Below are 23206 nucleotides of genomic sequence, written 5' to 3' on the forward strand. Positions count from 1 at the left end.
GATACAAGATTTAGAATGATTGATAAAACTTGATTTGCTCTAAGCTCCTCAAAATTGGGAAACGAAATACTACACATACAAAGCTTAAAGTTTGCTTTAAATAAAAGGGAGGTAATTAAAAATTTATGAAATTTGAAAACAAAAAATATTTACCGCTAACAAATCCTCTGCCCCTATACCCTTAGCCCAGCTTTGTTAGTGCCATTTTTTTGTATGCGCCCTCATTTTGCCTCGTTTCACTACTCCGATCTCTAATGCCTCAAGCCTGCAGATTCTAAGCACCCTACGCATCGCAACCCTCTCACTTGGCGCAATCGCAAAAAGTATCTCATACTCTTCTCCACTTTGACAACGCCACTTCTCCCCTCCACTAAGCAAACTCTTCAAATGCCTACTATACCTTATGTCAAATCCTTTCGCAAGCTTGCCCATATCCTGCAAAAGCCCATCGGAGAGATCCATACTCGCCCTCATTTTTTTGCCAAATATCCGCATAAACGCCGCACGCAACCTCGGATACATAAAGCGATTGTGCGCTTTTTTAAAAGCACACTTACCCTTAAACCCATCGCGCCCAAGCTCTTTTAGATTCACATATTCTCGTGATCGTAGCAAACGCATAAGCTGCCGATACGATCCACCAAGTTTATAGATTCTATCCTGTGTGCAAAACACTGCCAGCCCTCTTTGCCTCACCACACGAGGGATCACCCTCCTTGAGTGCGCAAAAATACAAATATGAAACTCTAATCTACTCCCGCGCATCGTGTCTCCGCCCACAATTTGCACACCAAACTCCTGACAAATATCCCGCGTAGCATCGACAATCTCCCCAATCTCACTAGGCAAAAAATCCCTAGGTATCACAAGGCTGAGTAGGGCGTATTTGGGTATAGCGTTTTTGGCAATGGTATCTGAGAGATTTACCAAAAACGCCTTTTTAGTCGCCTCATACACACTAAACCACGCGCGCCTAAAGTGAATATCCTCACAGAATCCATCAAGTGCAACAATCCACTGCCCACAATCCCCAAAACTTCCAATATCAAATGTATGCACATCGTCATCAAGTCTCGCGCACACTCCGCTTTTTTGCAGACTTTTGAGAAAAAGCTCCTCCACACTACGCATTAAACTGCATCTTTAAGCTCACATCAAGCCATCTCGCCTGATGGATTAGTGCCCCTATGCTAAGTGCGTCAATGCCACTTTGGGCATAGGCAGCGATATTGTCTAGAGTAATATTCCCACTAGCTTCCAGCGCAATATGTGGATATCTCTCATCGCGCAGTGCCACGACACGCCTAACCTCTGTGGGCGGCATATTATCACACATCACGATATCTGCACCAGCTTCAAACGCCCTCTGTGCCATAGCATAATCCTCGACTTCAATCTCAATCTTACAAGTCCAAGGGAGATTCTTGCGAGCGCGCACAAGCGTAGATTCTAAATCTGATATAAGTGCTAAATGGGTATCTTTGAGCATCAGCGCATCGTCCAAGCCAAACCGATGATTGTGCGCGCCACCATTACGCACGGAGTATTTTTCAAACATACGCAAAAGCGGGCGAGTCTTGCGCGTATCAAGGATTTTCACACTCCCCGCACACTGCACAAAAGCATGAGTATGTGTCGCTATACCACTGCTATGTGCGATGAGATTTAGCAGCGTCCGCTCAGCTTGCAAAATTTTCACATAACTCCCGCGCACAATCCCCAGAATCTGCCGAGATTCAAACGCTTGTGAATCCTGCACGCACATTTCTAGCTTAAGTCCCTGCATCGCACACAAAGCCTCTATATACGCTTGCGCAGAAAAAATTCCTTCTTCTTTGGCAATAATATGCGCACAAGCCTCCCTATCCTCTGCTATAAGCGCAAACAAATCCCCCCGCCCCAAGTCCTCACACAAAGCCTCTTGCACAAATTGCCTAATACTCATAGATATCTTTCTATCTTTTTTCCAACATAACTTTTAAAAGATGGATTTGGGTGGCGACTTTGACTTGAATCTCCAATACACCATGGCGCAACTTAGAGGGATCAATCACTACAAAACCACCTCGCAGCGCATCGCCAGCTTTAAGAGTATTTTTGCGCAAATAGCTTGAAAGTATCACAGATCGCTTTCTCCTACTCTCCTCGAGACGCTCGGACTGCTCTATACGATCTCTAGCACTATACACCCAAGGTGTGTAAATAACAAATCCGGGATAAATGAGCATGGGTGAAGAAGTGGATGAAAATTGAGAAGAGGACTTCTCCCTAGGAGTAAAGATACCAAAAGATTCTATAGCCTTGCCAAAATCAAGGTTTGATTGTGTTGCTGCCTCATAACTTAAGATTTCAACTCTCTTGTTGTCTTGTGATGCCAAAACACAATCCCAGTCAAACAAAAAATCTTGACCTGTCTTGACTTGAGCTAAAATAAATATCGCCAAAGGCACATTATCCGCACCACCTATGGTGTGCTGCGCAATCTCAAAATGCACGAGAGAGCGCGACATATCAGAAGTTAAAATCTCCACACCATCACGATATTCTTTGTGTACTGAATCTTGAGATGGCACAGACACGCTATAACTAGCGCAGCCAAGTGACAACACACTATACACAAACACTATCGTGTATAGCCATTTCATTTTCGCTTAGCCTATCGTTTATACAAACTCAATGATTGCCATTTGTGAAGCATCGCCCCTACGAAGTCGTGTCCTCTGAATCCTTGTGTAGCCACCATTGCGCTCTTTGTACTTTGGTGCAATTTGTGTAATCAACTTCTTAGTATTCTCTTTGTCCTGCAAATGCGCAAACACAAAACGATGTGTATTAAAATCCTCTACACGAGCAGCAGTTACAAGCTTCTCAATATATGATTGAAGTTCCTTTGCCTTAAAAACACTTGTTTCAATTTTTTCATACTTAATGAGTGCGATAGCAAGATTCTTTAGCAATGCCTTTCTGTGCGCTGAAGTCCTACCTAGCTTTCTGTATCCATTATTATGTCTCATTGTATTCTCCCTAAGATTTTAGTTTAGCAAGTTTGCGTGAAAACATTGTCCTCAAATCCTCTGAAATCTCCGCGCCGATAGGATAACCCAACTCGTGAAGTTTCTCGGCAATCTCATCAAAGGACTTCTTACCCATATTTTTTATATTTTTTATATCATTCTCCTGCATAAGCGTTAGCTCACCCACATATTTAAACCCCGATCTATCAAGACAATTAAAGCAGCGCGCACTCAAATCTAGAGAACTCAAAGTCATTAAGAGCACCCTAATCTCTCCACTATCTTCTATGCTTCTACTCGGAGTACTGACTTCATTAAGCTCTACACCAAAGATACTCATTTGCTTATACATCACTGCAATCGCATCTTTGAATGCTTCTAAGGGCTTAATTTGTCCATCTGTCTGGATATCAAAAACAAGCTCTTCAAAATTTGGGTTATCCTCAAGAAGCACATTATTGATATCATACACGACACGCTTTACAGGTGTAAAATACGCATCAAGCGGTATATAGCCCTCTGCAATATCACCTCGAATCTCCTCACTTGGAACATAACCAATACCTTTTTTGATAATAAGCGAAAAGTTCAGGCTAAAATTCTCATTAATCGTCGCCAAATAAATATCTGGATTCACAACATCCGCTAAATCATTGACAAGATCTCCACCATTAAGCACCATAGGGCCATTGAAGTTGTAGCTCAAATCCACAGATGAATCGTTTTGCTTATCTTTAATGCTAAAACGAATATTTTTGAGATTTGCTATAAACTGAGACACATCCTCGACAATGCCTCTAATAGAATCAAATTCATGTGTCACGCCATCAATCTTAAGGGCTATGGCTGCATACCCAACCGAACTTGAGAGCAACAACCGTCTTAAGGGGTGAGCAAAAGTAATGGCATAACCAGATTCAAAAGGTGCAACAGTTATCGTGATGTGATTTTCCCCTACTTCCTCCACCTTTATACTTTCGGGAGTATAGGGCTCTGTCTTAATTGTTTTCATCCTAATCACCACCTTATTTATTATTTAGAATACAACTCGATGATAAGTCTCTCTTCAATGGGGATAACCACCTCTTCTCTCAAAGGAAAGCGTGTAAAGATTCCAAAAACCTTGTCCTTATCCACATCAACCCACGGCACGATCCCTGTCTGTGCAGTAAGTTCTATTGCGCGAACAATTTGGGGATTTTTTTTGCTTTTTTCTCTAACCTCAATCTTTTGTCCCACGCGCACAGAATACGAAGGTATATCTACCCTTTTGCCATCTACCAAAATATGTCCATGTGTTACCAACTGACGCGCAAACCTCCTCGTGCTGGCAAATCCCATACGATACACGACATTATCAAGCCTGCATTCAATAAGACGGATAAGATTTTCCCCCGTATTCCCCTCTTGTCGATTTGCTTCTCTAAAAAGCGCACGGAATTGCTTCTCACTCGTGCCATACATGATCTTTGCTTTTTGTTTTTCTGCAAGCTGCAAGCCATATTCTGAAACCTTGCCGCGTCTTTGTCCATGCTGCCCTGGGCCATATGGGCGCTTATCGAGTGCGCTCTTTCCCGCCAAACGACGCTCGCCTTTGAGCGCTAGAGACACTCCAAAACGTCTTTCTAGTTTTTCTACTGGACCTCTGTATCTTGCCATATTATCTCCTTACACTCTTCTTCTTTTGGGTGGCCTGCAGCCATTATGAGGTAGTGGTGTTACATCTTTGAGCCACAATACCTTAATCCCCTCTGTCGCACCCACACTTTTTACTGCGGTTTCGCGCCCGCTGCCGGGTCCCTGCACCTTGATACCGACCTCTTTAATCCCATGTTCTTTAGCTTTAGTCAATGCAGATTCGACAGCTTGCTGCGCTGCATAAGGCGTGGATTTTTTACTCCCCTTAAAGCCTAATCCCCCAGCAGTAGCCCAACAAATTACATTACCCATTTCATCTGTTACGGTTACATTAGTATTGTTAAAAGTTGCAGAGATACAAACGATTCCGCGAGCGATATTTTTCTTGGCTACTCTCTTTTTTGTTACATTGCGTTTTGCCATTCCTTACTCCTTATTTGCTTCCAACGGTTTTTTTCTTACCCTTGCGTGTGCGGGCATTATTTTTTGTCGTCTGACCGCGGACAGGCAATCCTCTCCTATGACGCAAACCACGATAACTTCCTAAATCCATAAGTGCCTTGATATCCATCGTAACTTTTTTGCGTAAATCCCCTTCCACCATATAGCTTTCTTGAATCTTCTTGGCTATGGCAGACACTTCGTCCTCGCTGAGATCATGAACTCGCTTATCAAAAGAGATATTAACGGATGTCAATATATCTCGAGAGCTTTTCAAGCCTATCCCGTAGATATAAGTCAGCGCATACTCCACTCTTTTTTTCTTTGGCAAATCTACACCAGCAATTCTCGCCATTGTCTATCCTTGTCTTTGTTTATGTTTTGGGGTTGAGCAAATCACTCTAACCACACCCTTGCGTTTGATAATCTTGCACTTATCGCACATCTTTTTGACCGAAGGTCTTACTTTCATCGCCTACTCCTTGCTTCAAAATTGCAAAATCCAAGCTCTATATAAAACAGAATTCCGAATTTTAATAAAACTTGCGATTCTATGCAAAAAATCATTAAAAGCCACTTAGATTTTGTCAAATCACAAAATCTAGCTCCTAAACTTTGAGCAAACCCTAGGAGCTAGATTCTTAAGAATCTAAGCCAACCTCACTACTTGTTGCGATATACAATCCTTCCCTTATCTACGCTATAAGGGGTGAGCTCAATGCGCACCTTATCGCCGGGCAAGATTCTGATATAATTCATACGCATCTTTCCTGCTATCCTACATAGCACAACCTTGCCATTGGCAATCTCTACCTTAAAAGTGGCATTGGGTAGTGCCTCCACAACTTTGCCATCGACTTCTATCATATCATCTTTTGCCATCTACACCTCCGTTAGTATCCGTGCTTTTCCGCCAACTATTGCCACGGTATGCTCATAATGACTGCCATTTAGCCCATCAACAGACACCACTGACCAATTATCGCTTAACACTTCAGGTTCACCACTTTTTTGACAAACCATAGGCTCTATACAAAACACCATTCCCTCACGAATCTTAGGTCCTTGTTTAGGATTTGGAGATTCTAAGAAGTTTGGAATCTCTGGCTCCTCATGAGGTGCTCGCCCGATACCATGCCCACAAAATCCTTTTAATGGCACAAAGCCATTGCCCAAAATGTGATCTTGCAAAATCTTGCTTAACTCCTTAAAGTGCATATTAACGCGTATCGCTTCTATAGCGTGATGCAATGTGTCCTTGGAGCATCGTATAAGCTGCTCATCACGAGGAGAAATCTCGCCTATACCAAAAGTGATAGCACCATCACCAAACCATCCATTATGTTCGGCTCCTATATCAACTCCTACAATATCCCCGCTTTTAAGCTTATAATCAGTAGGAATACCGTGAATAATAACCTCATTGACAGAGATACATACCGCACCGGGAAACCCATACAAACCCTTAAAGGCAGGTCTCGCCCCACAGGAGTGGATAAAATCCTCAATGATAGAATCTAGCTCGGCAAGACTCATACCCTCTTTTGCGCTTTTGCGTGCTAACTCTAAAGACTGCGCAACAATACGATTTGGTATCCGCAATGCTGCAATATCCTTGGAGCTTTTGATACTTATTGCCATCTATAGCCCAACTGCACTCAATGTCTTATATTTGTTCATATAGATTTGGGCTTCAATTTTGCGCATCGTATCTATGGCTACCTGCACCACAATGAGCACTGCCGTGCCACCAAAATAAAATTGTATGCCTGTGGCTTTGACAATAAGCCACGGGAGTGTAGAAACAAGTGCTAGATACAAAGAACCCCAAAAAGTGAGGTTGCTTGCCACATTATTGAGGAATGTCGCTGTGCCCTCACCCGGACGCATACCCGGTATAAAGCCCCCTTGACGCTTAAGATTGTCCGCTATATCTTTGGCATTAAACACAATAGAGGAATAAAAATACGCAAAGAAAATAACTAGCAAAAACATAAGGACATTATAAGTGTATCCAGTCGGGCTCAAAACATCAGCGATTTTACGAACCACCTCATTGGAAGAGGCTTGCAAAAGTGTAGAGGGGAATACCAAAATAGCTGATGCAAAAATCGGAGGAATTACCCCACTAAGATTAATCTTTATAGGTATGTAGTTCATAACACGCTTGTTTTGATTTTGCATAATCACTTTGCGCGCATATGAAACCTGCACTCTACGCTCCGAGAGCTCTACAATGATGATGGCTAAAATTGTAGCAATCACCACAATCAAAAGTCCTATAAATGCGATAATGCTAATTTGATCGGTATTTACCAAATCAAATACCGTGGCAACAGCCTGTGGAATGCCCGATACAATACCCGCAAAAATAATAAGACTAATGCCGTTGCCAACGCCTTTTTGCGTAATCTGCTCACCAATCCACATAAGCAACATCGTGCCTGTGAGCATCGAAAAAACCGCAATAGTTACAAAAATGGGCAAATCAATCGTCACAGCAGAACGCACGCCCTCCTGCATACTGCCAAGCCCTATACTCACGCTAACAGCTTGAATAATCGTAATAACAATAGTAACATAGCGAATGATTTGCATATACTTTTGCATACCATCACGCTCTTTTTTCATCTTTGCCAAACTAGGAAAAGTCGCAGAAAGAAGCTCCATAATAATCGAGGCGGTAATGTAGGGCATAATACCCAAAGAAATAATACTAAAACGCTCAATGGCATTGCCACTGAACATATTAAACAAACCCAAAACACCATCTGAATAATCACTGATTATGCTCTGGATAACTCCCACATCGACACCCGGAACAGTGATATATGCAAGCACCCTGTAAGCAAACAAAAATGCTAAAGTAATAAGGATTTTATTAACAATCGCTCTGCTCATTATTTGTTTCCACTGGTTTTAATAGACGAATCCTTAATCTTAGTAGCAAATGTTTTTGCCTTTGTTCCAATAATCTTTACCTTTGTAACATACGAAGGCATATTGATATGCTCTCGCAAAGTTGCCATAGTGATCTCTTCTAACGATTCTAGCACACTCACCTTATCCGCATTGATCACATAAGGCTTAGTCACCCTAGAAGTAAAACCCACTTTGGGCAAGCGTCTCTGTAGGGGCTGCTGACCACCTTCAAAACCTCTCTTTGCCTTATAGCCTGTCCTAGCAGTCTGACCTTTTCCGCCTCTTGTGGAGGTTTTGCCCATACCACTACCCTGACCACGCCCTACTCGCTTGATATCCTTCACGCTGCCTTTTGCAGGCTTAATATTTTCTAATGCCACGAAAACTCCTTCCTAATTCACTTACGCCTTAATTTTAGACAATGCATCAACAGTGGCGCGAACAATATTATAAGGATTGTTTGAACCAAGGGATTTTGTCAAAATATCTTTAATCCCCGCAAGTTCAATCACAGAGCGTGCTGAACCACCTGCAATCACACCAGTTCCCTCGCTTGCAGGCTTAAGTAAAATGCGGCTTGCATTGTATTTACACTCAATATCGTGAGCAATAGTCGTGCCCTTGACATTGACTTTGATGATATTCTTAAACGCGTCATCAATGGCTTTTTTGATAGCATCAGGCACTTCCTTAGCCTTCCCTAAACCAAAACCAATAAGTCCATTTTTGTTGCCAACCACAACCAATGCATTGAATCTAAAGCGACGACCACCCTTGACAACCTTTGTCACCCTACCAATATTCACAACCACTTCACTAAACTCTTCTCTATTAATTTCCATGCACTTCCTTTCACCCATACTACAACGCAATGCCATTTTCTCGCAAAGTATCTGCAAACGCTGCAACTACGCCGTGATACAAATAGCCATTACGATCAAAAACAACCTTAGAGATACCTATCCCTTTGAGCTCTTTGGCAAAGCTTTGGGCAATCTTTACAACATTTTCTTTGTTATTGCTAAGTCCCATTTTTTTGCCATCAACCGCTGCCAAAGTTTTAGATTCTGTATCATTAATCGCTTGTGCGTAAAAATACCTATTGGATCTAAAGATCGTCACTCTAGGCACATCTGCTACCCCAAAAATCTTCCCTCTTGTCCTAAGCTTCCGCTTAGTGCGCAAAGTCTTTTTTCTCTCTAGTATATTCTCTCTCATTGCTCACACCTTATTTTTTAGAAGTTTTGCCCGCTTTGCGGATAATCACTTCATCAGAATATTTAATACCCTTTCCCTTGTATGGCTCTGGTGGTCTAAATTTCCTAATCTCAGCAGCAATCTGTCCTACCTGCTGCTTATCACTACCCTTGATGGTAATAGCGTTTTTTTCCACACTCATTTCAATACCTTGGGGTATTGGATACACTACAGGATGTGAGAAACCAAGGGCAAGCTCTAGATTCTTGCCATTCACGCTCGCTTTATAACCCACACCATTAATCTCTAAGACTTTACTAAATCCACTGCTTAACCCGATAACGATATTATTCGCCAACGCGCGATAAGTCCCCCAATACGCACGAGATTGTGGAGTATCGTCTTTTTTAGCAAAGTGGATATTGCCATCTTTTAACTCCACTCCAACACGCCCAAAGGTTTCAAGTTCTTGCTGGGATTTGGCATTTTTAAAAAGGAGTTTGCTTCCCTCCAATGCCACCTCTACACCCTTTGGGATACTAATTGGTCTTTTTCCAACTCTTGACATTGTTATTCCTCCCTCTTACCATATACTGCAGAGTGCTTCGCCGCCGACATTGGCTCTGTATGCCTCATCGTTTGCAATCACACCCTTGCTTGTGCTCACCACAATCGTGCCATAGCCATTCTTAAATCGCTTAAGCTCATCGTGCCCCTTATACACGCGTCTGCCCGGCGTGCTAATTCTCTTAATTTCATTGATTGCACTTCTGCCCTGCTCATCATACTCAAGCTGCACACTGATGGATTGCTTGCCATCTTTATCAATAACCTTATAATCCTTAATAAAGCCCTTTGTCTTAAACACTTCCAAAATGGATACTACGATCTTTGCGTAATACAATGTCGTAACCTCAAGCCGTCTCATAGAAGCATTGCGAATGCGTGTCAGAGAATCTGCAATAATATCATTTACCATTATCCACTCCTTACCAGCTTGCTTTTCTAAGTCCGGGGATTAATCCCTCGTTACCCATTTTTCGTAAGCACACACGGCATAACCCAAAATCCCTATACACAGAGTGCGGTCTGCCACACACTTGACATCTTGTATAAGCCCTCACGCCAAATTTTGCTTTTCTTTTCGCTTTTGCTATCATAGATTTCTTTGCCATTTATCGTCCTTTTGCAAAAGGCATACCAAACAATTCAAGCAGTTTGAAAGCCTCTTTATCACTACTAGTTGATGTTACAATCGTAATATTCATACCGTGTGTTACCATAATATCATCATACACTACCTCGGGGAACATAAGCTGCTCATTAAGCCCAAAACTATAATTCCCCCTCCCATCAAAACCATTGCGTTTAATGCCCCTAAAGTCCTTTACTCTAGGCAATGCAATCACAATGAGCTTTTCAAGGAAGTTATACATCATATTGCCCCTAAGCGTTACTTTCACACCCATTGGCATACCTTCACGCATCTTAAAGCCCGCCACGGACTTCTTGGCTTTTGTGATAATAGCCCTTTGTCCAGCAATAAGCGAAATTGTATCAGCAATATTTTGCATAATCTTGCTATCCTTTGCATAATCCCCTGCACCAACGCTAATTACAATCTTTTCTAGCTTTGGAACAAGCATAGCGTTTGTGATATGTAACTCCTCTTTTAGCTTTGGGATAATCTCTTCTTTGTATTTTTTGCGCAATTCAAACATTACTTATCCCCCTCCGCTTTTTTCACATTAGAGATGCTCATAGGCATCTCCTTGCTCACAAAGCCACCCTTGGGATCTTTTTCGCTCGGCTTAATTGCTTTTTTCGCCACTCTCAAGCCCTCGACTATCACCTGTCCTTTTTTGGGCAATACCTGAAGCACCTTGCCACTCTTGCCTTTATCATCACCAGCGATAGCTACAACCATATCGCCTTTTTTAATTTTGTATTTCACTACAACACCTCCGGAGCTAACGATACTATTTTCATAAAGTTTGCATATCGCACTTCTCGACTAACTGGTCCAAAAATCCTTGTGCCAATAGGCTCTCTTTTGGCATCAAGGATCACAGCCGCATTCTCATCGAAGCGAACTAGTGATCCATTTTCTCTATGAATCTCTTTTTTGGTTCGCACGATCACTGCCTTTACCACCTGCCCTTTTTTAACCTTCCCATTTGGGATAGCCTTCTTGACAGATGCCACGATCACATCACCTACTCGTGCATAGCGTCTATGGCTACCACCAAGCACTTTGATGCACATAATCTCTTTAGCACCGCTATTATCAGCTACATTTAATCTCGTAAAACTCTGTATCATAGTTCCACTCCTTTAACCACGATATCCTTGAGCCTAAAAGCCTTGCTCTTAGAGATAGGACGGCACTCAATCGCACTCACCACATCACCGATTTTTACTGCATTTTGCTCATCGTGGATTGTGTATTTTTTAAATCTCTTGACGATTTTTCTGTATTTTGGGTGGAGCACCTTTCTCTCTACAAGCACCACCACACTCTTATCACCTGCCTTGCTTACAACTCTTCCCTGAATCACTCTCTTGTGTGCTTGTTTCTCGCTCATTTAGTATCCTTTTTAGCATTGATAGCCGTATTAATCCGTGCTATATCCTTGCGCACAAACTTAAGCTCACTAGGATTTGTTGATTGCATAGTTTTTAGCTTAAGCCTAGTCTCAAACAACAACGATTTCTTTTCTTTAAGCAACTTTTGCAACTCGACAATGTCTTTGTCTTTTAATTCAGTAAATTTCATTTTCGCTCTCGCTTGTTATGATTTTTGTCTTAAATGGAAGCTTGCTCTGCGCCAATGCTAACGCTTCACGCGCCAATCCCTCCTCAATACCTATCATCTCATAAATGATGCGACCGGGTTTGATATTCATCACCCACTTTTCCACGCCACCTTTACCTTTACCCATTCTCACTTCGAGAGGCTTGGCTGTCAATGGCTTGTCAGGGAAAACGCGTATCCACACCTTGCCAGCTCTCTTGATATGACGCGTCATCGCAATACGCGCCGATTCTATCTGTCTAGAATCTATACGCCCGTGCTCTAAGGCTTTGATTCCTATATTGCCAAATGCAAGAGAGCAACCGCGGAATGACTTGCCACGATTGCGACCCTTCATCTGCTTTCTGTATTTTGTCTTTTTTGGCATCAACATAATTTATTGCCTCCCTCTTCTTGATCTCGTTCTAGGCTCTTTGTCCGATCTCTCTGCATAAGATTCTCTGCTAGTTTCGCTCTTTTCCTGCACGATTCCCTTATGGAGCACCTCACCTTTGAAAATCCAAACCTTCACGCCGATGATTCCATAAGTCGTCATAGCCTCTGCAAATCCATAATCAATCTTTGCCCTCAAAGTGTGTAGAGGCACTCTGCCCTCCATATACCACTCTGTGCGCGCCATCTCCGCACCAGCTAGACGCCCAGATACCTTGACTTTGATACCTTTGGCGCCAGATTTGAGTGCTGATTGCATCACTTTTTTCATCGCACGACGGAATGCTACACGCTTCTCAAGCTGTGTTGCAATATTTTCAGCGGCGAGCTGTGCGTTAGTCTGTGGGCGTTTGGCTTCCTTGATGTTGATACTCACCTCTTTTTTCAAAAGCTTTTTTAGAGCCTCTTTGTGCTTATCAATATCCACACCTTTTTTGCCTATGATAAGTCCGGGCTTGGAAGCGACGACAGTAACACGCACCTTATGGGCAGCACGCTCTATGATGATCTCACTCACGCCCGCATAATACATCTCACTTTTCAAAAACTTGCGTATTGTGTGATCTTCTAAAATGTTAGAAGGCGTTGCTTGTGTAGCAGGAAACCAACGCGAAGACCAATTTCTGTTTATGCCTAATCTCAAACCTATCGGATTAACTTTTTGACCCATACTTATTTGCCCTCACCTTCTGTTTTTTTGCTTGCTTTTGCTGTGGTAGTCTTTGGCTTTGTTGTTTTAGATTCTGTGCCCTTAGATTTGCTAGCTTGAGATTTCACTACAGAATCTTTACTCTCCACCCGTTTAAATTCTTTAGATTCTATCTGCGCAGATTTTTGCTCCTTGGCAATCTCCTTGCCCGCTCTCTTGCTTCCCTTAGTCCTCTTATCCTGCTCTGATTTTTTTGGAGTGCCCACCTCCACAAACACGTGCGATGTAGGTTTTCTAATAGGTGTCGCGCGTCCCTTAGCCCTAGGCATAAAGCGTCTGAGCACTGGACCTGCATCCACTCTGCAGGAAGTAATCACCACATCTTGTGCGTCATAACCACCATTTGCCACTGCTGAAGCCACCACCTTGGAGATAATGCGCGCCGCTTTATTTGGAGTAAATTCCAAACTCGCAATCGCAAGTTCTGCGTTCATTCCCTGAATCTCCCTCGCAATCAGGCGCGCCTTTGTAGGAGAAAGCCTAATATGTCGTAATAATGCCTTGCTCATACTCTCTCCTTATTTGCCTATTTTCTTTTGGACACTGCCCTTGTGCCCCTTAAAAGTTCGCGTGGGCGCAAACTCACCGAGCTTGTAGCCGACATGATTTTCTGTAACATACACTGGGACAAACGCTCTGCCATTATGGACATTAAATGTCAAACCTATCATATCGGGCAAAATCGTGCTGCGTCTTGACCAAGTCTTGATAGGCTTATTGTCCTTAGAATCCTTGGCTTTTAAGACTTTTTTTAGCAAAGAACTATCAATAAATGGACCTTTTCTTATCGATCTTGACATAGTGCTTCCTTATTTTTTCTTTCTTGAGATTATGAGCTTATCACTCGCCTTTTTCTTGCGAGTTTTAAAGCCTTTAGCAGGCGTTCCCCAAGGAGATACAGGGTGTCCGCTCGAGCCAGTTTTGCCCTCACCACCGCCGTGTGGGTGATCCACAGGGTTCATCGCACTACCTCTAGTTTGCGGACGGATACCTCTGTGGCGATTTCGTCCTGCCTTACCAATGGAGATATTGATAAAATCCTCATTCCCTACGACGCCGATTGTCGCCATACATTCTTCTAAAATATAGCGCATTTCACCGCTTGGCATTCTTAGGATTATGTATTTACCCTCGCGCCCCATAATCTGCGCACTCGCCCCTGCGCTTCTTGCGAGCTGCCCGCCAGCACCGGGGTGCATTTCGATATTATGCACGATTGTTCCTATCGGAATCGCTTTCAGCTTCATCGCAAATCCCACCTTGATATCCAAGCCAGATTCTGCAGACATCACGCTATCGCCCACTTTCAAGCCAGATGGTTGGATAATGTAGCGTTTCTCTCCATCAGGATATGTGATTAGAGCAATTCTGCAGTTTCTGTATGGATCGTATTCGATCGTGCTCACCTTGCCTTCGATACCAAATTTGTTGCGCTTAAAGTCAATGATACGATAGAGCTTCTTTGCTCCTCCCTCCTTGTGACGGCTTGTTATACGCCCATTGTTATTGCGCCCGGCAGAGACAGGGAGCTTTGTGAGCAAGCTCCTCACGCTCGGCTTTGCGGTAATATCCCTAGAGCTTAGCCCGCTCATAAACCTCCTACTAGGCGTATAAGGCTTGTATGTTTTGATTGCCATTTCTACTCTCCTTTATCACACTGAAAGGGCGTCGATCTTGGCGCCTTCAGGGATTTTCACATAAAATTTCTTAAACGATGCTCTCTTGCCCTCTCTCCCTCGGAAACGCTTTGTTTTTCCTTCTTGCTTTAGAGAGTTGATTTTTATAGGGGTAAATCCAAAATACTCTTGAAACACCGCCTTGAGTTGATTTTTTGTTACACTACTCGCAGTTTGCACCACAAGCATTCCTTTTTCTTGTAAAGCCAACGACTTTTCTGTATAAAGGATTGATTTAATATCTGTTATATCTGCCATTTCCTCTCCTCCGCTTATTTCTCAACGCTCTTAGCCGCTACAATCTCATCAAACACTGCTTTTTCGATGACTACACAACGGAATGTGGCTACCAAATACGCGTTAAGCTCATTAGAATCCACCACATAGCACTCTCTTAGATTACGATAGGCTAAAAATGTCTTCTCATCGCTAAATTGTCCCACAAACAGCGCGTTTTTCTCGCCAAGTGCGCAAAATCTCGCATACGCATCTTTAGTCTTGCCACTCTCCACTGCGATAGAATCCACCACAAAGAGCTTGCCCATCTGCGCCTTTTGCTCTAGTGCATACTCAAGTGCCAAACGCTTTTGTTTTTTGTTAATCTTTAGATCGTAATTGCGCTTTGTAGGTCCGTGAGAGACACCACCACCTACAAAGATAGGAGAGGTGATACTCCCTGCGCGCGCGCGTCCATTCTTTTTCTGTCGCCACGGCTTTTTGCCACCACCGCTGACTTCGCCGCGATTCTTCGCATACGCATTGTTTGCACGCAAAGACGCGAGATAGGACTTCACATACAAATACAAATTATGCTCATTAATCTGCTCATATTTCTTTGGTAACTCAATCTCACTGCTTTTTTTGAGATTATTGTCTAATACGATTGCCTTGCTCATACCTAGCACCTTATTGTGTGATTTGGATTCTGCCATAGGTTCCATTGTAGCCTGCCACAGAACCTTTTAATACCAAAATGCTGCTCTCTTTATCAAAAGAAAGCACGGTATTTTTTGTATTAACGCGCTCATTGCCATAATGCCCCGCCATTTTTTTGCCCGGCTGAACGCGCCCTGGCCACTCACGATTTCCGATAGATCCGAGGCGTCTATGGAATCTACTACCATGTGCGGCAGGACCACCCTGAAAATTCCATCGCTTCATCGCACCGCTAAATCCGCGCCCCTTGGAATTAAAAATACTCTTGACACTTTTTGCGTTTTCTAACACCTCTAGGTTGATATCGCCCTGCTCCGTGTTAGCAACCCTCAATGTCGCAAATCTGTTAAACTCTTTGCTCAAATTGTATTTTTTCTGAATCCCAGCGATAGCCTTGTTCATAGCCTTACCCTTAGGGTAAGCCACCAACGCCTTGCCATTATCATACACCTCACACACCTTTGTGCTGAGCACGCGCAAAAGCGTAACCGCCTCGCTCTTGGTGCCAATGGTTCGGCTCATACCAATCTTTTCAACGATAAATTCCATAACTCTTTCCTTAAAAGTAAATTCCTAACTCTCTAAAGCCACTTGCCCAATCTACTTGCTCATAGAAGTGACTTCCACATCCACTTCCGGGGCTAAATCAAGCTTCATAAGGCTATCTACGGTATCGGGCGTAGCAGACATAATATCGATGATACGATGATGCACCCTAATCTCAAACTGCTCGCGCGAATCTTTGTTGATATGCGGAGATTTGAGCACTGTGTAGCGACGCTTTTTGGTAGGGAGCGGGATAGGTCCTCTGATCTCTGATCCTGTGCGCTTCACAGCCTCCACGATAGCCGCTACTGAACGATCCAAAACCCTGTAATCATAGGCTTTCAACTTCAATCTGATTTTTTCCATTTTTTATCCTTTTACAAAAGAACTCATCGCATTTTTGCTACATATCACATCTGCAATGCAATGTAATTTTGAGAGCGTGAATTGTAGTAAAAAAAACTTTTTTTTGCAAGACTTTTCCCTGTTTTTGGCAAATAAACAAAAATTTATTTCCTTAGTGTAAGGATAAGATAGTGAATCTAAAAAGAGCATTTTTGCGCAATTTTTGTGTATCATTACGGAGTTTTTAACTCACACCAAAGGATACATTATGATCGCACAAATCGCCACCTTTATCTACAAGCGGATTCTAGTCTCAAGGCACAAGCTAAGCTTTAGATTCTATACCAAGCTTCGCGCCCTAGTCTTGAAGTTCGCCGATCCGCTCATCACGATTAGTTTTCGCACCTACACGCTAAAGATGCCATTTTCGCACACGATTTTTCTCAACCAAAAACTCTATCCCACCTACGATATGCAGCTCCACAAAATCGCCAGCTACATTGCGCAAAAAATGGGCTTTATACACATTGTCGATGTCGGCGCCAATATCGGCGATACCGCCGTTTTTATGGATATGCCCCAAGCTAGATTCCTCCTTATTGAAGGCGAAAAATCCTACAACGCCCTCATTCAGCACAATTTCTCTAAGCACTATGATGAGGCTATTAGGGGGGGGGGCTACACCACAACTGCTTATTGAAAACTCCTTCATAACCGATACGCACGATTCCTACACCATCACGCGCTATGACGGGAGTGCCAAGCTCGAGCACTCCCCGAGCACGATAGATTCAAAAGATTTATCCCACGATCTCACATTCCACACGCTCGATGCGCTCATCGCCAAGCACCACTTTAGCCCAAACTTTATCAAAATCGATACCGATGGCTTTGATTTTAAGGTTATCCGGAGTGCCACGCACACGCTCCAAACCCACAAAAGCGCGATATTTTTTGAATGGGATCTTTTCTTTCTCCAAGCCCAAAATGAGGATCCAACAAGCATTTTTGCCCATCTCAAATCCCTAGGCTACACGCAGCTCCTCATCTTTGACAACTTCGGCAATCTGCTTGTCGTGCTAGATTCAGACGATACGCCCAATCTCGCCCTGCTCCTAGACTACACGCTCAAAAGCAACAAGCACATTTATTATTACGATGTGTTGGCACTGCACCAAGACACGCCACTAGATGCGTGGGAATGCGCAAAGCTCTTTTAGTGCAAGCGTGCCACGCAAAACTTGCGCTAAATATGCCTCACGCCCCACCACACAATCCTTGACAAACTGCGTCTAAAGAATGAGCCTCATATCACGCTTTGCCTTAGCAAACTCCACGATTTTGGCGTGAAAGCGCGCATACACATACGCTAGATCCACGCCTTTCCCATAGAGCGCATACACACGCGCTAGATTCTCCTCCACACCACGCATAAAAAACCCCTGCAGCTCCTCATACTCCTCTATCTCCACTCCAAGCGCGCACAAAAGCCGATATGTGTAGCGATCCACCACCATCACCTCACGCCCACACATATAATTAAGCACACAATCCGCACTCTCACGCCCTACGCCCTTTTGGGCGAGCAGCCACTCACGAGTAAGATTTTGGGTTATAGCCTCATAGCTCCCAAAATCCTCCAAAAGATTGCGCGCTAGGAGGATAAGCCTCTGCGCCTTTTGGTTTTGCAAGCCTAGGATATGCGAGCTTAGGACTTCTTTGGAGAGTGCCGCGATATTGCAAATCGCCTCAAAGTTACGCGCCTCATCGTGAAAATCCCGCTCAAACTCCCCGCTAAAGCGTGGCAAAATACCTGCGCGACGCAGTGAATCTAGCGTCTTTTGCACATTTTCCCATTTGCTATTTTGCACCAGCACGCAGCCTAGCACCACCTCAAAGCTCCCGGCATTTACCCACCACCATTTTGGCGCGTCTTTGAGGAGATCTAGCCCATACAATCGCTCTAAAATCCTAATAGGCAAATCACTCATACACCATACTCCCCATACACGCTCTTTAAGTAGCTTTGGAGATTGTGCAAGACACCCTCCCATTTGCCCATATCACTTTGTGCAAAGCCTAGGAGATTTGCATACCACACACTATCCACGCCCTTGTCATAACGCCAATCAAAGCGTTTGTGCAACAATACAAGCGTGGTTTTGCCCAAACTCGCAGCTAGGTGCGCGAGCGCGGTATCGATACTAATCACCACATCAAGCCGCTCTAAAATCCTGCGTGTGTGCAAAAAATCGCCCATCTCCTCGCTACGATCATACACGCCAAACTCCCCGCAGAGATTTTGGTCAATCCCGCTATGATTTAGCGAGTGAATCTCCACCTTGGCGTGGTTTGGGAATGTCTCGCGCAGCATTGCCAAAAGCGGCTTGGGCTCGATATTTTTGAGCTCTGCCTCGGGGAAGTGAGAATCTGTATGAAAGCAAATGCCAATCTTTAGCACCCTAGGCTTTATCCCATACACTTCCTCGATATCGCCCCGCGCAAGCGCGCGCTTTAGGATATTTTGATACATAAGATAGTGCTGAGAGTGCCGCACCTGCTCTGGGGTGCGTATGCCTAGTGCCAAAGGCAATGAAAGCAACGAGATACTTATATCCACAGAATCTAGCTCTAGGGTTTGTGAGCAGACTTTGAGATTTGTAAGGTGCGCAAGCGCGTCGGCAAAAAGATTTTTAAGTGGCTCTTGCACGCATAAAATCACTTCTTTAGCGTTTTTTGCAAGCAATGGCACAAAGCGCCCAAACATTATACAATCCCCAAACCCCTGCTCATAATGCACAAACACGATCTTATCTTTTAGATTCTGTATATCCTCACATTGCTTATTCCAGAGGTTTGGGAGCGCGTGGGGGAGCATATTATCAAACTTTTTGCGCGCTTCATAGACGCTAAAGCCCTCGGCAAAATAGTGGTTGTTTAGCAAAAAATGCGCGTAGTTTATGGAGTATTCCGCTCTTTTAGAATCTAGCTCAATGGCGCGCGTGTAATAATGCCTCGTTTTCTCAAAATCCTCATTGAGGTAGTTGAGTGCATTGGCGTAGTTAAACAAAAACACACTATCGTTTTCAAACACAGGCTCGATTTGCCCAAAAATCTCGAGGGCTTGGGTAAAAAAGCCTAGCTTGATATAAGTGTTTGCGAGATTCACACCCGCTTGGAGAAAGCCCCTTTTATACGCCATCTCATAGAGCTCTATGGCTTCAGGGAAGCGCGCTAGGCTCACTTGGGCATTTGCGAGGTTAAACATCGCTCCCAAATCGTTAGGATCTAGGCGCAGCGCCATCGTGTAGTGATCCACCGAGCTTAGAGAATCTCCCGCATCCACATAGGCTTTTGCGAGATTAAAATGCAGGGTGGGATTTTCGTTTAAGATAGGCAGAGCCTCTAGGGCTTGATGCAGGGTAGCGATAGCCTCGTGGGGATTACTATCGCGCCGATAGGCTTCAGCGAGATTGAGCCATAGCCCCTCGCACAGACGCAGCGTCGCGCGCAAGCTCTCGTGTAGTGGGCTGTTTGCGGATTGTGCAGATTCATTAGATTCTATAAATTCACTAGATTCTGTGATTTCTTGCGTGGTGGGTGCGAGGTGGGTGCGCAACTCATCGTTTTTGTGCAAAACCTGCACTTGCAAGCTCTTTAGCTTGTCGCGTGCGAGGTGCAGCCCCTCTGATAGGTATTCTATAGCCCGCGCGTATTCTTTAATCTCTATCATCGTGATACCTGCGAGATTCCAAGTATCGATATCAAAGTGATCTAGGGCGAGGATCTCCACGCACAGCCCCACGCACTCGCTATAGTTTTTGTTTGCAAACGCCTGCGCACAAAGCTGCTTTTTGGTTGAGATATTTTGCATTGTTTATCCTTTTTTAAGGCTTTAAGATTCAAGGAAAATGGCTCCGCAGGCTTGCAATGCGATAAAATTCTAGAATCTAAGCTTTCTTAGATTCTGAATCTGCTTGAGATTCCACGCTTGGCTTGCCCGGGCATTCTAAGATTTACTAAAGAAACTGCGGCTGCGCCTTGTTTTGAGATGAATTTTTAGGGTTAAAGCACGAGGTGCAGGGAGCTACCTAAGCGGTAGTGACCAAACCGAGTGCGCAGATTCCCTAAAAAGTCGCTCCTTGAGCAAAGCTGTTGCGAGCGTAAGCGAAGCAAAAAGCGCAATGCCCTGTTGTGCAAGAATCGAAGCAAAATCCGCTCCAAACCTGCTATAATTCCCCCTCTTTAACTCACAACCAAATTGGAAAAAAATGGAAAATACTTTTGATGTGATTGTCGTAGGTGGCGGACACGCGGGGCTAGAGGCAGCGATTGCGAGTGCGAAAATGGGCGCAAAAACCCATCTTTTCACAATCCTTATCCAAAATATCGCGCTTGCTAGCTGCAACCCCGCAGTGGGCGGGCTAGGCAAGGGGCATTTAGTCAAAGAGCTCGACGCGCTTGGGGGCGTGATGGGGGAGATTACGGATTTGTGTGGATTGCAATTCCGCACGCTCAATGCCTCCAAAGGACCTGCTGTGCGAGGCACACGCGCCCAAATCGATATGGATATGTATCCCATTATCGCCAAAAGATTTGCGCTAAATACGCCAAATCTCACCATCTCTCAAGAACTCATCACCGACTTGCTATTGCGCCAAGACGCGCAAGGGGGCTTTGAAGTCATAGGGGTAAAGAGCAACCTAGGCAAGCAATATGAGGCAAAATGCGTGGTGCTCACCACTGGCACATTCCTTAATGGACTAATCCATATCGGCGAGACTAAGCTAGAAAATGGGCGTTTTGGCGAGCTAAGCGCGCGCACGCTAAGTGGGGCATTTGCTCAAATCGGGCTAGAAGTGGGGCGGCTAAAGACGGGGACTTGCGCACGCATTGATGGGCGCAGTATCGACTTTAGCGAGCTTGAGCGGCACGATGGCGATGAGAATCCACCGCATTTTAGCGCACGCACTAAGGACTTCAATCCCACGCAGATTCCATGCTTTGTCACCTACACCAACCAAAAAACCCACGAGATTATCCGTCAAAATTTCTATCGTGCGCCGCTTTTTACGGGGCAGATTCAGGGAGTGGGACCGCGGTATTGCCCTAGTATTGAGGACAAAGTCAATCGTTTCGCACACAAAGAGCGGCATCAGCTTTTTTTAGAGCCACAAACGCGTGATTGCGTGGAATACTACATCAATGGGCTCACAACCTCGCTGCCCGTGGAGGTGCAGGAGGCGATGATACACTCCATTAAGGGCTTAGAAAATGCCAAAATCACGCGCTATGGCTATGCGATAGAATACGACTATATCCAGCCCACCGAGCTCTACCACACGCTAGAGTGCAAAAAGTGCGCGAATCTCTATCTCGCTGGGCAGATTAATGGCACGACGGGCTATGAGGAGGCAGCGGCGCAGGGGATTGTGGCGGGTATCAATGCGGCGCTAAAGATTGGAGGCAAAGAGCCCTTTATCCTGCAGCGCAACCAAGCCTATATCGGCGTGATGATTGATGATCTCGTAACTAAAGGGACTAATGAGCCATATAGGGTTTTTACCTCGCGGGCGGAGTATCGGCTGCTGCTGCGTGAGGATAATGCGTATCTGCGGCTAGGGGAGTATGGGTATAGGTTTGGGCTCTTAGCGCGTGAGGCGTATGAGGGGATACTAAAAGATAAAAGCGATATTGCCAAAAGTCTAGAGTTTCTCTCCCAAACCTTCATCACGCCTAGCAAAGCAAATAAGGAGCTTTTGGATTCACTGCGTCTAAAGGGCATTGGCGATAAAGCTTCACTCCTGCAACTCTTAAGTATCAATGAGTTAGATTCTCAAACACTTAGCGAGCTTTGTGCGCACTTTGGGCTAGATATCACGCATCTAAGAGAACAAGCCAAAGAACAGATATGCATAGAATCTAAATACGCAAACTACATTACTAAGCAGCAAGATTCTATCAACAATATGGAGCAAATGCTAAAGGTGGAGATCCCTAGGGATTTTGAGTTTGATAGCATTCCCGGGCTTAGCCTTGAGGTAGTTGAAAAGCTTAAGAAATTTAGCCCAAAATCGCTCTTTGAGGCTAGTGAGATTAGCGGGATCACGCCTGCGAGCCTCGATGTGCTGCATTTGTATATCCACCTGCGCACCAAAGATACCAAAGAATGAGATTAGAGAATCTAGAGGCGTTAGGGATTAAGCAGTCTCTAGAATCTCAAATCGCTAGCGGCGTTACAGAATCTAGTAAGTCCCAAGGTATAGATTCAGGCGGTGTATGTGCGCGCAGCGGAGCGAGCAGAGATTCACTCTCTGCGAGCGATAGCAATTTGTCAAAGACAAATTGTGATGAAAACATAGATTCTATAAGGCGATGATAGACGCGTGGCCGGAGCTTTGCTGCGTGAATGATTGTATTATTTGCTTAGCTACTTTCCTAAAACCTCAGTGCGTATTTGAGCGATTTGCTCCAAATGTAGGGATTGAGCGCGCACCAAATCTCTTCAGCAAGATGAGGAGAGCTCTCACCCATA

38 protein-coding genes are annotated in these 23206 nt (G+C 44.3%); 4 read left to right on the forward strand and 34 right to left on the reverse strand.

All coding sequences use genetic code 11. The features are described 5' to 3' along the window. Positions 1-195: 195 nt before the first annotated feature. From ACH2BK_RS08550 to rpsJ, 32 genes are all read right to left on the reverse strand, one after another. Positions 196-1131: an AIR synthase related protein gene (locus ACH2BK_RS08550; RefSeq protein ID WP_395003379.1), complete on the reverse strand. Its 936-nt coding sequence runs from the start codon at positions 1129-1131 to the stop codon at positions 196-198. Continuing rightward, complete coding sequence (gene nadC / locus ACH2BK_RS08555) at positions 1124-1945, reverse strand: carboxylating nicotinate-nucleotide diphosphorylase (RefSeq protein WP_395003380.1); 822 nt, start codon at positions 1943-1945, stop codon at positions 1124-1126. Before nadC ends, ACH2BK_RS08550 begins: the two co-directional genes overlap by 8 nt. Positions 1946-1955: 10 nt before the next feature. Further along, on the reverse strand, positions 1956-2645 hold the full coding sequence (locus ACH2BK_RS08560; protein WP_395003382.1) for a hypothetical protein: 690 nt from the start codon (positions 2643-2645) through the stop codon (positions 1956-1958). An 18-nt stretch (positions 2646-2663) separates the two neighbouring features. Next, positions 2664-3014 carry a 50S ribosomal protein L17 gene (rplQ, locus tag ACH2BK_RS08565; RefSeq protein ID WP_394997795.1) on the reverse strand — a complete coding sequence of 117 codons (351 nt, stop codon included), beginning with the start codon at positions 3012-3014 and terminating at the stop codon, positions 2664-2666. Between the two features lie 10 nt (positions 3015-3024). After that, positions 3025-4026: a DNA-directed RNA polymerase subunit alpha gene (locus ACH2BK_RS08570; protein ID WP_395003384.1), complete on the reverse strand. Its 1002-nt coding sequence runs from the start codon at positions 4024-4026 to the stop codon at positions 3025-3027. Positions 4027-4046: 20 nt separating this feature from the next. Beyond that, entirely contained in the window at positions 4047-4673 is a 627-nt protein-coding gene (gene rpsD / locus ACH2BK_RS08575) for a 30S ribosomal protein S4 (protein ID WP_395003386.1), read from the reverse strand. Between the two features lie 9 nt (positions 4674-4682). Next, the gene (gene rpsK / locus ACH2BK_RS08580; RefSeq protein ID WP_395003389.1) at positions 4683-5075 is read right to left on the reverse strand and encodes a 30S ribosomal protein S11; all 393 of its coding nucleotides are present in this window, start codon (positions 5073-5075) and stop codon (positions 4683-4685) included. 10 nt (positions 5076-5085) lie between these two features. Then, entirely contained in the window at positions 5086-5448 is a 363-nt protein-coding gene (gene rpsM / locus ACH2BK_RS08585) for a 30S ribosomal protein S13 (protein ID WP_394955099.1), read from the reverse strand. Between the two features lie 3 nt (positions 5449-5451). Then, entirely contained in the window at positions 5452-5565 is a 114-nt protein-coding gene (rpmJ, locus tag ACH2BK_RS08590; RefSeq protein WP_023927895.1) for a 50S ribosomal protein L36, read from the reverse strand. Positions 5566-5756: 191 nt separating this feature from the next. Next, positions 5757-5975: a translation initiation factor IF-1 gene (gene infA / locus ACH2BK_RS08595; protein WP_394955100.1), complete on the reverse strand. Its 219-nt coding sequence runs from the start codon at positions 5973-5975 to the stop codon at positions 5757-5759. After that, positions 5976-6734: a type I methionyl aminopeptidase gene (gene map, locus ACH2BK_RS08600; RefSeq protein WP_395003391.1), complete on the reverse strand. Its 759-nt coding sequence runs from the start codon at positions 6732-6734 to the stop codon at positions 5976-5978. After that, positions 6735-7994: a preprotein translocase subunit SecY gene (gene secY, locus ACH2BK_RS08605; protein ID WP_394997802.1), complete on the reverse strand. Its 1260-nt coding sequence runs from the start codon at positions 7992-7994 to the stop codon at positions 6735-6737. Continuing rightward, positions 7994-8395 carry a 50S ribosomal protein L15 gene (gene rplO / locus ACH2BK_RS08610; RefSeq protein WP_394997803.1) on the reverse strand — a complete coding sequence of 134 codons (402 nt, stop codon included), beginning with the start codon at positions 8393-8395 and terminating at the stop codon, positions 7994-7996. The genes secY and rplO overlap by 1 nt, the downstream gene beginning before the upstream one ends. Positions 8396-8416: 21 nt before the next feature. Then, a complete protein-coding gene (gene rpsE, locus ACH2BK_RS08615) occupies positions 8417-8857 on the reverse strand; it encodes a 30S ribosomal protein S5 (protein WP_394909238.1) in 441 nt (146 codons plus the stop codon). 19 nt (positions 8858-8876) lie between these two features. After that, on the reverse strand, positions 8877-9233 hold the full coding sequence (rplR, locus tag ACH2BK_RS08620; protein ID WP_394997804.1) for a 50S ribosomal protein L18: 357 nt from the start codon (positions 9231-9233) through the stop codon (positions 8877-8879). A 10-nt stretch (positions 9234-9243) separates the two neighbouring features. Further along, positions 9244-9780, reverse strand: a complete 537-nt coding sequence (gene rplF, locus ACH2BK_RS08625) for a 50S ribosomal protein L6 (protein ID WP_394997805.1) — start codon at positions 9778-9780, stop codon at positions 9244-9246. 15 nt (positions 9781-9795) lie between these two features. Next, on the reverse strand, positions 9796-10191 hold the full coding sequence (gene rpsH / locus ACH2BK_RS08630; RefSeq protein ID WP_394997806.1) for a 30S ribosomal protein S8: 396 nt from the start codon (positions 10189-10191) through the stop codon (positions 9796-9798). 10 nt (positions 10192-10201) lie between these two features. Then, positions 10202-10387: a type Z 30S ribosomal protein S14 gene (locus tag ACH2BK_RS08635; RefSeq protein WP_394997808.1), complete on the reverse strand. Its 186-nt coding sequence runs from the start codon at positions 10385-10387 to the stop codon at positions 10202-10204. Beyond that, positions 10388-10933, reverse strand: coding sequence for a 50S ribosomal protein L5 (rplE, locus tag ACH2BK_RS08640; RefSeq protein WP_394997809.1), 546 nt, complete (start codon positions 10931-10933; stop codon positions 10388-10390). After that, positions 10933-11190 (reverse strand): 50S ribosomal protein L24, encoded by a 258-nt coding sequence (rplX, locus tag ACH2BK_RS08645; RefSeq protein WP_394997854.1) that lies wholly within the window; start codon positions 11188-11190, stop codon positions 10933-10935. Before rplX ends, rplE begins: the two co-directional genes overlap by 1 nt. Next, positions 11166-11534 carry a 50S ribosomal protein L14 gene (gene rplN / locus ACH2BK_RS08650; protein WP_095627578.1) on the reverse strand — a complete coding sequence of 123 codons (369 nt, stop codon included), beginning with the start codon at positions 11532-11534 and terminating at the stop codon, positions 11166-11168. Before rplN ends, rplX begins: the two co-directional genes overlap by 25 nt. Continuing rightward, positions 11531-11797: a 30S ribosomal protein S17 gene (gene rpsQ, locus ACH2BK_RS08655; protein ID WP_394997811.1), complete on the reverse strand. Its 267-nt coding sequence runs from the start codon at positions 11795-11797 to the stop codon at positions 11531-11533. The genes rplN and rpsQ overlap by 4 nt, the downstream gene beginning before the upstream one ends. Next, positions 11794-11988, reverse strand: coding sequence for a 50S ribosomal protein L29 (rpmC, locus tag ACH2BK_RS08660; RefSeq protein ID WP_394997812.1), 195 nt, complete (start codon positions 11986-11988; stop codon positions 11794-11796). The genes rpsQ and rpmC overlap by 4 nt, the downstream gene beginning before the upstream one ends. After that, the gene (gene rplP, locus ACH2BK_RS08665; RefSeq protein ID WP_394955109.1) at positions 11975-12400 is read right to left on the reverse strand and encodes a 50S ribosomal protein L16; all 426 of its coding nucleotides are present in this window, start codon (positions 12398-12400) and stop codon (positions 11975-11977) included. Before rplP ends, rpmC begins: the two co-directional genes overlap by 14 nt. A gap of 3 nt (positions 12401-12403) precedes the next feature. After that, positions 12404-13129, reverse strand: a complete 726-nt coding sequence (gene rpsC / locus ACH2BK_RS08670; protein WP_394997814.1) for a 30S ribosomal protein S3 — start codon at positions 13127-13129, stop codon at positions 12404-12406. A 2-nt stretch (positions 13130-13131) separates the two neighbouring features. Continuing rightward, on the reverse strand, positions 13132-13677 hold the full coding sequence (gene rplV, locus ACH2BK_RS08675; RefSeq protein WP_395003394.1) for a 50S ribosomal protein L22: 546 nt from the start codon (positions 13675-13677) through the stop codon (positions 13132-13134). Positions 13678-13686: 9 nt separating this feature from the next. Next, on the reverse strand, positions 13687-13968 hold the full coding sequence (gene rpsS, locus ACH2BK_RS08680; protein ID WP_394997816.1) for a 30S ribosomal protein S19: 282 nt from the start codon (positions 13966-13968) through the stop codon (positions 13687-13689). 9 nt (positions 13969-13977) lie between these two features. After that, complete coding sequence (gene rplB / locus ACH2BK_RS08685; RefSeq protein WP_394997818.1) at positions 13978-14805, reverse strand: 50S ribosomal protein L2; 828 nt, start codon at positions 14803-14805, stop codon at positions 13978-13980. Positions 14806-14820: 15 nt separating this feature from the next. Further along, on the reverse strand, positions 14821-15102 hold the full coding sequence (locus tag ACH2BK_RS08690; protein WP_394997820.1) for a 50S ribosomal protein L23: 282 nt from the start codon (positions 15100-15102) through the stop codon (positions 14821-14823). A gap of 14 nt (positions 15103-15116) precedes the next feature. Then, positions 15117-15740 (reverse strand): 50S ribosomal protein L4, encoded by a 624-nt coding sequence (rplD, locus tag ACH2BK_RS08695; protein ID WP_394997856.1) that lies wholly within the window; start codon positions 15738-15740, stop codon positions 15117-15119. A 10-nt stretch (positions 15741-15750) separates the two neighbouring features. After that, complete coding sequence (gene rplC, locus ACH2BK_RS08700) at positions 15751-16329, reverse strand: 50S ribosomal protein L3 (RefSeq protein ID WP_395003396.1); 579 nt, start codon at positions 16327-16329, stop codon at positions 15751-15753. A gap of 51 nt (positions 16330-16380) precedes the next feature. Next, the gene (rpsJ, locus tag ACH2BK_RS08705; protein WP_095627589.1) at positions 16381-16692 is read right to left on the reverse strand and encodes a 30S ribosomal protein S10; all 312 of its coding nucleotides are present in this window, start codon (positions 16690-16692) and stop codon (positions 16381-16383) included. 247 nt (positions 16693-16939) lie between these two features. On the opposite strand from rpsJ, the gene ACH2BK_RS08710 reads away from it, so the two are divergent. Both ACH2BK_RS08710 and ACH2BK_RS08715 read left to right on the forward strand, forming a co-directional pair. Continuing rightward, positions 16940-17371 (forward strand): hypothetical protein, encoded by a 432-nt coding sequence (locus ACH2BK_RS08710; protein ID WP_395003398.1) that lies wholly within the window; start codon positions 16940-16942, stop codon positions 17369-17371. Beyond that, a complete protein-coding gene (locus ACH2BK_RS08715; protein WP_394997825.1) occupies positions 17325-17891 on the forward strand; it encodes an FkbM family methyltransferase in 567 nt (188 codons plus the stop codon). The genes ACH2BK_RS08710 and ACH2BK_RS08715 overlap by 47 nt, the downstream gene beginning before the upstream one ends. 72 nt (positions 17892-17963) lie before the next feature. Here ACH2BK_RS08715 and ACH2BK_RS08720 read toward each other — a convergent pair whose 3' ends face one another. Beyond that, complete coding sequence (locus ACH2BK_RS08720; RefSeq protein WP_395003400.1) at positions 17964-18662, reverse strand: 3-methyladenine DNA glycosylase; 699 nt, start codon at positions 18660-18662, stop codon at positions 17964-17966. Continuing rightward, positions 18659-20545 carry a tetratricopeptide repeat protein gene (locus ACH2BK_RS08725; RefSeq protein ID WP_395003403.1) on the reverse strand — a complete coding sequence of 629 codons (1887 nt, stop codon included), beginning with the start codon at positions 20543-20545 and terminating at the stop codon, positions 18659-18661. Before ACH2BK_RS08725 ends, ACH2BK_RS08720 begins: the two co-directional genes overlap by 4 nt. Positions 20546-20942: 397 nt before the next feature. On the opposite strand from ACH2BK_RS08725, the gene mnmG reads away from it, so the two are divergent. Both mnmG and ACH2BK_RS08735 read left to right on the forward strand, forming a co-directional pair. Then, positions 20943-22844: a tRNA uridine-5-carboxymethylaminomethyl(34) synthesis enzyme MnmG gene (gene mnmG, locus ACH2BK_RS08730; RefSeq protein ID WP_395003406.1), complete on the forward strand. Its 1902-nt coding sequence runs from the start codon at positions 20943-20945 to the stop codon at positions 22842-22844. Then, positions 22841-23050, forward strand: a complete 210-nt coding sequence (locus ACH2BK_RS08735) for a hypothetical protein (RefSeq protein ID WP_395003410.1) — start codon at positions 22841-22843, stop codon at positions 23048-23050. Before mnmG ends, ACH2BK_RS08735 begins: the two co-directional genes overlap by 4 nt. Positions 23051-23206 lie beyond the last annotated feature (156 nt).

The sequence above is a fragment of the uncultured Helicobacter sp. genome (assembly GCF_949282165.1).
Classification (GTDB): domain Bacteria; phylum Campylobacterota; class Campylobacteria; order Campylobacterales; family Helicobacteraceae; genus Helicobacter_F.

Excerpts from the sequence above, each read along its gene's own strand:
- rplP (WP_394955109.1), bottom strand. The coding sequence starts at position 12,400 with ATGTTGATGCCAAAAAAGACAAAATACAGAAAGCAGATGAAGGGTCGC.
- rpsQ (WP_394997811.1), bottom strand. The coding sequence starts at position 11,797 with ATGAGCGAGAAACAAGCACACAAGAGAGTGATTCAGGGAAGAGTTGTA.
- rplR (WP_394997804.1), bottom strand. The coding sequence starts at position 9,233 with ATGAGAGAGAATATACTAGAGAGAAAAAAGACTTTGCGCACTAAGCGG.
- ACH2BK_RS08725 (WP_395003403.1), bottom strand. The coding sequence starts at position 20,545 with ATGCAAAATATCTCAACCAAAAAGCAGCTTTGTGCGCAGGCGTTTGCA.
- ACH2BK_RS08690 (WP_394997820.1), bottom strand. The coding sequence starts at position 15,102 with ATGGCAGATATAACAGATATTAAATCAATCCTTTATACAGAAAAGTCG.
- ACH2BK_RS08635 (WP_394997808.1), bottom strand. The coding sequence starts at position 10,387 with ATGGCAAAGAAATCTATGATAGCAAAAGCGAAAAGAAAAGCAAAATTT.
- rplV (WP_395003394.1), bottom strand. The coding sequence starts at position 13,677 with ATGAGCAAGGCATTATTACGACATATTAGGCTTTCTCCTACAAAGGCG.
- rpsJ (WP_095627589.1), bottom strand. The coding sequence starts at position 16,692 with ATGGAAAAAATCAGATTGAAGTTGAAAGCCTATGATTACAGGGTTTTG.
- rplE (WP_394997809.1), bottom strand. The coding sequence starts at position 10,933 with ATGTTTGAATTGCGCAAAAAATACAAAGAAGAGATTATCCCAAAGCTA.
- secY (WP_394997802.1), bottom strand. The coding sequence starts at position 7,994 with ATGAGCAGAGCGATTGTTAATAAAATCCTTATTACTTTAGCATTTTTG.
- rpsH (WP_394997806.1), bottom strand. The coding sequence starts at position 10,191 with ATGGTAAATGATATTATTGCAGATTCTCTGACACGCATTCGCAATGCT.
- rpmJ (WP_023927895.1), bottom strand. The coding sequence starts at position 5,565 with ATGAAAGTAAGACCTTCGGTCAAAAAGATGTGCGATAAGTGCAAGATT.
- rplC (WP_395003396.1), bottom strand. The coding sequence starts at position 16,329 with ATGGAATTTATCGTTGAAAAGATTGGTATGAGCCGAACCATTGGCACC.
- ACH2BK_RS08550 (WP_395003379.1), bottom strand. The coding sequence starts at position 1,131 with ATGCGTAGTGTGGAGGAGCTTTTTCTCAAAAGTCTGCAAAAAAGCGGA.
- ACH2BK_RS08715 (WP_394997825.1), top strand. The coding sequence starts at position 17,325 with ATGATGAGGCTATTAGGGGGGGGGGCTACACCACAACTGCTTATTGAA.
- rplD (WP_394997856.1), bottom strand. The coding sequence starts at position 15,740 with ATGAGCAAGGCAATCGTATTAGACAATAATCTCAAAAAAAGCAGTGAG.
- rpmC (WP_394997812.1), bottom strand. The coding sequence starts at position 11,988 with ATGAAATTTACTGAATTAAAAGACAAAGACATTGTCGAGTTGCAAAAG.
- rpsK (WP_395003389.1), bottom strand. The coding sequence starts at position 5,075 with ATGGCAAAACGCAATGTAACAAAAAAGAGAGTAGCCAAGAAAAATATC.
- ACH2BK_RS08720 (WP_395003400.1), bottom strand. The coding sequence starts at position 18,662 with ATGAGTGATTTGCCTATTAGGATTTTAGAGCGATTGTATGGGCTAGAT.
- ACH2BK_RS08560 (WP_395003382.1), bottom strand. The coding sequence starts at position 2,645 with ATGAAATGGCTATACACGATAGTGTTTGTGTATAGTGTGTTGTCACTT.
- rpsC (WP_394997814.1), bottom strand. The coding sequence starts at position 13,129 with ATGGGTCAAAAAGTTAATCCGATAGGTTTGAGATTAGGCATAAACAGA.
- ACH2BK_RS08710 (WP_395003398.1), top strand. The coding sequence starts at position 16,940 with ATGATCGCACAAATCGCCACCTTTATCTACAAGCGGATTCTAGTCTCA.
- map (WP_395003391.1), bottom strand. The coding sequence starts at position 6,734 with ATGGCAATAAGTATCAAAAGCTCCAAGGATATTGCAGCATTGCGGATA.
- rpsS (WP_394997816.1), bottom strand. The coding sequence starts at position 13,968 with ATGTCAAGATCGATAAGAAAAGGTCCATTTATTGATAGTTCTTTGCTA.
- nadC (WP_395003380.1), bottom strand. The coding sequence starts at position 1,945 with ATGAGTATTAGGCAATTTGTGCAAGAGGCTTTGTGTGAGGACTTGGGG.
- ACH2BK_RS08735 (WP_395003410.1), top strand. The coding sequence starts at position 22,841 with ATGAGATTAGAGAATCTAGAGGCGTTAGGGATTAAGCAGTCTCTAGAA.
- mnmG (WP_395003406.1), top strand. The coding sequence starts at position 20,943 with ATGGAAAATACTTTTGATGTGATTGTCGTAGGTGGCGGACACGCGGGG.
- rplB (WP_394997818.1), bottom strand. The coding sequence starts at position 14,805 with ATGGCAATCAAAACATACAAGCCTTATACGCCTAGTAGGAGGTTTATG.
- infA (WP_394955100.1), bottom strand. The coding sequence starts at position 5,975 with ATGGCAAAAGATGATATGATAGAAGTCGATGGCAAAGTTGTGGAGGCA.
- rplF (WP_394997805.1), bottom strand. The coding sequence starts at position 9,780 with ATGTCAAGAGTTGGAAAAAGACCAATTAGTATCCCAAAGGGTGTAGAG.
- ACH2BK_RS08570 (WP_395003384.1), bottom strand. The coding sequence starts at position 4,026 with ATGAAAACAATTAAGACAGAGCCCTATACTCCCGAAAGTATAAAGGTG.
- rpsD (WP_395003386.1), bottom strand. The coding sequence starts at position 4,673 with ATGGCAAGATACAGAGGTCCAGTAGAAAAACTAGAAAGACGTTTTGGA.
- rpsE (WP_394909238.1), bottom strand. The coding sequence starts at position 8,857 with ATGGAAATTAATAGAGAAGAGTTTAGTGAAGTGGTTGTGAATATTGGT.
- rplQ (WP_394997795.1), bottom strand. The coding sequence starts at position 3,014 with ATGAGACATAATAATGGATACAGAAAGCTAGGTAGGACTTCAGCGCAC.
- rpsM (WP_394955099.1), bottom strand. The coding sequence starts at position 5,448 with ATGGCGAGAATTGCTGGTGTAGATTTGCCAAAGAAAAAAAGAGTGGAG.
- rplN (WP_095627578.1), bottom strand. The coding sequence starts at position 11,534 with ATGATACAGAGTTTTACGAGATTAAATGTAGCTGATAATAGCGGTGCT.